This window comes from Frankia sp. CoWAU3 (assembly GCF_977971855.1).
Genome location: NZ_CDWWXB010000194.1, coordinates 1,761 through 7,074, shown reverse-complemented (window position 1 = coordinate 7,074; position 5,314 = coordinate 1,761). Strand labels below are relative to the sequence as shown.

The 5,314-nt window shown below is 70.0% G+C and carries 4 protein-coding genes; 2 read left to right on the top strand and 2 right to left on the bottom strand.

Annotation, left to right across the window (positions count from 1 at the left end):
• Together AC08ON_RS14955 and AC08ON_RS14950 are read left to right on the top strand one after the other, a co-directional pair.
• A partial coding sequence (locus AC08ON_RS14955) for a hypothetical protein (protein ID WP_476617182.1) occupies positions 1–341 on the top strand: 341 nt, incomplete at its 5' end.
• 447 nt (positions 342–788) lie between these two features.
• Positions 789–3,008, top strand: coding sequence for an NADP-dependent isocitrate dehydrogenase (locus tag AC08ON_RS14950; RefSeq protein ID WP_476607996.1), 2,220 nt, complete (start codon positions 789–791; stop codon positions 3,006–3,008).
• A gap of 768 nt (positions 3,009–3,776) precedes the next feature.
• Here the strand turns inward: AC08ON_RS14950 and AC08ON_RS14945 are convergent.
• The gene (locus tag AC08ON_RS14945; protein WP_476607995.1) at positions 3,777–4,367 is read right to left on the bottom strand and encodes a hypothetical protein; all 591 of its coding nucleotides are present in this window, start codon (positions 4,365–4,367) and stop codon (positions 3,777–3,779) included.
• Positions 4,368–4,553: 186 nt separating this feature from the next.
• On the bottom strand, positions 4,554–5,314 hold a 761-nt coding region (locus AC08ON_RS14940), incomplete at its 5' end, for a N,N-dimethylformamidase beta subunit family domain-containing protein (RefSeq protein ID WP_476617181.1).

Here is a 5,314-nt window from a genome sequence, read left to right as displayed (position 1 = left end):
AGGCGCTCAACGAAGCGGAGACCGCCCTGCGGACCTACGCCTGGATACCGGACGCGGACGAGGTCGATGCTGCCGCCGCCATCCTCCACCAGCTGGATTCCGGGCAGCATCGACCTGACGCCCCGGCCCGGTACCTCGTCCACCGGGCGCTGGACGAGACGTACCCGCAGCTGATCGCCTGGCGGCCCCGACCGCTGTACCTGTATGCGGCGGTGAAAACCGTGCAGCTTCTCGCCGCGGCACCGCCCACCCAGGAGCGTGACGATGCCACCCTCGTCGCCTGGGACCGCCTGACCGTCCTGCTCCGCGTCGTGTCCGCCACCGCGGGTGGCAGTAGCTGACATCTGCCCGGATCCGACACCTGCCCGGACCTGACACCTGCGCGACACCTTCTCGACACCTGCCCGCGCCGTCCCACCCGCACCCGGTGGCCGGCGACTGATCCGGAGGTGGCTGCCGCGATCGCCGAAGAAATAAGCTACATCGGCCCCCACCGCGGCGAGTCCGGAGGAGATGGTCGCGTTGCGTTTGGAGAGGTTGGCCCCGAAGTTGGCTCCTAGGTTGGCCCCGTGGACGGCGAGCCGGGCTGTCCGGAACCGGCCGGCGACCGCGTGCCCGGGTTGTCCGGAGCGTCACCGAGCCCCGCGCGCGAGGAGACCCGATATGGCGATCATGCTGGTCGGTGGGGTGCCGCTGCCGACAGCCCCGGCCCGGCGAGGACCCCGGTGGAGCGGGCGTTCAGGGCATACCTTGATACCCAGATGAAACAGACGCGAAGCGGAGTATCGGTGACTGACTCGACCATCATCTATACACACACTGACGAGGCTCCGGCCCTGGCGACGTACTCGTTCCTGCCCGTGGTCCAGGCGTACGCCGCGACGGCCGGGGTCAGTGTCGACAGCCGCGACATCTCCCTGGCGGGGCGGATCATCGCCAGTTTCCCCGAGGATCTCGAGGAGGCCCAGCGCATCGAGGACGCGCTCGCCGAGCTCGGTGAGCTGGCCAGGACGCCCGAGGCGAACATCATCAAGCTGCCGAACATCTCGGCTTCGATTCCGCAGCTGAAGGCGGCGATCGTCGAGCTGCAGCAGCAGGGCTATGCGCTGCCGGACTACCCGGACGACCCGAAGACCGACGAGGAGGGGGAGATCCGCGCCCGTTACGACAAGGTGAAGGGCAGCGCCGTCAACCCGGTGCTGCGCGAGGGCAACTCCGACCGCCGCGCCCCGGCCTCGGTGAAGAACTACGCTCGGGCCCACCCGCACCGGATGGGCGCGTGGACACCCGACTCGAAGACGAACGTCGCCACGATGGGCGCCGACGACTTCCGCTCCACCGAGAAGTCCACGATCATCGCCGCGGCCGGCACGCTGCGCATCGAGCTTGCGGGTGACGACGGCAGCACCACCGTCCTGCTCCCGTCCCTGCCGGTGCTGGCGGGCGAGGTAGTGGACGCGGCCGTCCTGCGGGTGGCCGCGCTGCGCGAGTTCCTCACCGCGCAGATCGCCCGGGCCAAGGCCGAGGGCGTGCTGTTCTCGGTGCACCTGAAGGCCACGATGATGAAGGTCTCCGACCCGATCATCTTCGGCCACGTGGTACGGGCCTTCTTCCCGAAGACGTTCGCCACCCACGGCGCGACGCTCGCCGCGGCCGGCCTGTCCCCGAACGACGGGCTCGACGGTATCCTCAAGGGCCTGGAATCGCTGCCCGAGGGCGCGCAGATCAAGGCCTCCTTCGCCGCGGAGCTCGCCGAGGGCCCCGCCCTGGCAATGGTCGACTCCGACCGCGGCATCACCAACCTGCACGTGCCCAGCGACGTCATCGTCGACGCCTCCATGCCGGCCATGATCCGTACCTCCGGCCACATGTGGGGCCCGGACGGCCGGGAGGCGGACACCCTGGCGGTCCTGCCCGACTCGAGCTACGCCGGCATCTACCAGGTCGCCATCGACGACTGCCGGGCGCACGGCGCCTACGACCCCGCGACGATGGGCTCGGTGGCCAACGTCGGCCTGATGGCGCAGAAGGCCGAGGAGTACGGCAGCCACGACAAGACCTTCGAGATCCCCACCACGGGCACGGTGCGGATCGTCGACCAGACCGGCACCGTGGTGCTGGAGCAGGCGGTCGCCGCCGGCGACATCTTCCGCGCCTGCCAGACCAAGGACGCGCCGATCCGGGACTGGGTGAAGCTCGCCGTCGCGCGCGCCCGCGCCACCGGTGACCCGGCGGTGTTCTGGCTCGACGAGAACCGCGCCCACGACGCGAGGCTGATCGAGAAGGTCCGGGCGTATCTGCCCGGGCACGACACCTCCGGGCTGCGGATCGAGATCAAGGCTCCGGTCGACGCGATCGCGTTCTCACTGGAGCGGATCCGCCGCGGCGAGAACACGATCTCAGTCACCGGCAACGTGCTGCGTGACTATCTGACCGACCTGTTCCCGATCCTGGAGCTCGGCACGAGTGCCAAGATGCTCTCGATCGTCCCGCTCATGAACGGTGGCGGCCTGTTCGAGACCGGCGCCGGCGGCTCCGCGCCCAAGCACGTCCAGCAGCTGCTCAGGGAGAACTACCTGCGCTGGGACAGCCTGGGCGAGTTCCTGGCGCTCGCGGCCAGCTTCGAGCAGTTCGCGCGGACGACGGGCAACGCGCGTGCCCAGGTGCTCGCCGACACCCTCGACCGCGCGACCGCCACCTTCCTCAACGAGGACAAGTCGCCCAGCCGCCGGCTGGGTGGCCTCGACAACCGCGGCAGCCATTTCTACCTGGCGCTCTACTGGGCGCAGGAGCTGGCCGCGCAGACCGGCGACCCCCGTCTCGCGGAGGCGTTCGCCGGTCTCGCCAAGACGCTCGCCGACCAGGAGAAGGCGATCGTCGACGAACTGATCGCGGTCCAGGGCTCGCCGGCTGACATCGGGGGGTACTACCAGCCCGACCCCGTCAAGGCCGCGGCCGTCATGCGTCCGTCGAAGATCTTCAACGAGGCCATCGCCAGCCTCGGCTGACGAGACCCGAGCGAGGGTCCCACGCCAACGAGGGGGATCCCACGCGATAACGCGATGAGAGGGGAGGGCCCCGGACCCCGGAGGCCGGGGCCCTCCCGTCGTCGACTGCTGCCATGCCGTGACTCCGTGTAGCGCAATGGCCTCCACCTGTCGCGGCGGAACTTCGCTCCAACGATGAACCGAAACATGTCCGTTGAGGTTCATGGGCGGCGCCTAGCGTCAGCCGGGTAGCTGAGCGATTTTCCGGGCCAGTCAGTGACATTGAGCAGGGTTCCGGGCTGGTCGGTGATGACGACGCGCTGGAGTTGATCAGATCCCGGTTGTCGGGCCTGTCGCCGGCGGAGCGGCGGGCCGCCGATGCGGTGCTGCCGGCGCTGCTGGAGGTCCTGGACATCTCGTGACCCGGGCCGGCCGGGCCCTGATGTGACGCGTCCCCGCCGCCGGGCGATGCGGGCGAACGCCGCGGCCCGGCCGCTGCGGCCCGGCCGGCCCCGCCAGCCCGGCCAGCTACTTCGGCCACTCCGGTGATGCGCGGCACTGCCGGGAGGGTCCGTCGCCGAACGGCACTCCGGTCCACCGGCCATGACTCCCCCGTCGCGCCCCGACGTCCGATGGTTCCCTTGCCCCATCGCATCCTGTCACGCTTATCTAACTCCACTGCATGATTGGTGGATTGGCGGGACCGGGCCGATCGTCCGCGGGTCGCCACCAGGGCCCGCCGGGCGGAACGGCGAGGCGGCGGCGCGGAGCGGCGAGGCGGAGCGGAACTCAGCCGGCGCCGGGCACCGTGACGTTCTTCTCCGTGAAGCCGAAACCGGCCTGTCCGGCGGTCTGCTGGAAAGCGGTGAAGAGGTTCTCCTCGGAGTTGATGTCGGCATCCGTCGCGGTGCCGTTCTTCAACTTCCCGGTGAGGGTGTTGAACTTGTCGCTGATTGACTGCACCGCGTTGCACAGTGACGGGTTGGCCAGGGCGAACTTCTTGGCGACCTTGAGTTCGTGGACGGTGAACACGCCGGCGACCGCGGCCTTGGCGTAGGTACGTTTCCGTTTCGGGGCTCCGGATCGGAAGCCGCCGTTCTTCGCCGGCTTGTAGATGTACCGGTGGAAGGCCCCGAGTGCGAGGCCCGCGTGCACCGCGAACCGTGTCTTGGCGAAGGCCCTGCTGTTGCCGGCCGTCGGGCAGGCACCGCTGTACTCGGAGTCGTCGTCGGTGCCCGTCGAGCTGGATGCCGTGGCGCCCTGCACGGTCTTGGAGCCGCCGTTCGAGGAGCTGCACGCCCCGAGCAGCACGGCCGGGAGCAGCGCCACCAGCAGGACGATTCCCCATCGTGATGCGCGGCCCGCCGGTCTGGCGATCATCGAAGACATCCACTACCTACTTTCGACAGCGTTCGCCGGCATCGCGGATGTCCGGCGAACGATCTACGGCGTTACGCGTGCGATGGGTGACTCTAGACGAGTAGGCCCTGGATCGGAGCGAATGGGGCAGACGGGCCGGTGGGCAGGCAGGCAGGCGGGCGGACGGCGCCACAACGGGGTTTCGGGTCAGCGTTCGCTGCCGGTGACAGGTGTGCTGCGGGCCTCGGCCGGGACGGACCGGGCCGCGGGGTGGACCCGCCCGGCCGGCCCCGCGGCGAAGGCCTGCAGCAGGGTGGTGGTGACCTGGGTGACGAACCGCTGCACCGGCTCCCCTTGGGTGCCCGGCCCGCAGACATCGAGCAGGGCGCACACCCACGCGCTGGTGCCGGCGTCGAAGACACCGGCCCCGGACGGCGCCGTGTAGTAGCTGACGTCGGAGTAGTCGGCCTGACCGTGGCAGGCCACCGGCGAGTGGGCCAGCACTTCGATCATCTGTGGCGTCGGCCGGTTGGGATCGACGCGATCATATTCGGATCCGATCATGCCCGGGATCCGGCTGCCCGCCGCCAGCCCCGTGCCGGCCAGCAGCCAGTGACCGGGGTTGGTCACCACCAGGTCGGCGTGCACCGGGTTGCACTGGTACATGCCGCCGGTGAGCGAGCTCTCCGGGTCGGCGTTCGGCGGCGACGGCCAGTTCGCGGTGATCTGACTGTTGTCCCGCCCGTACAGGGGGTCCTCGTTGGCGACCTTGTAGCCCGTTTCCAGCCGGTCGGGCCCATGGGGCGTGGGCGCGAGCCGGATCCGGCGGTACACGGCGTTGGCGCCGAGGAAGGCGATGTTCGCCCCGGCGTCCCGGGCGGCGGTCAGCGTCGCCCGCATCCGCGGCGAGTAGTACTCGTCGTGCCCCAGCGAGATCACCGCGCGGGCACCGTCGAACAGCCGCGGCT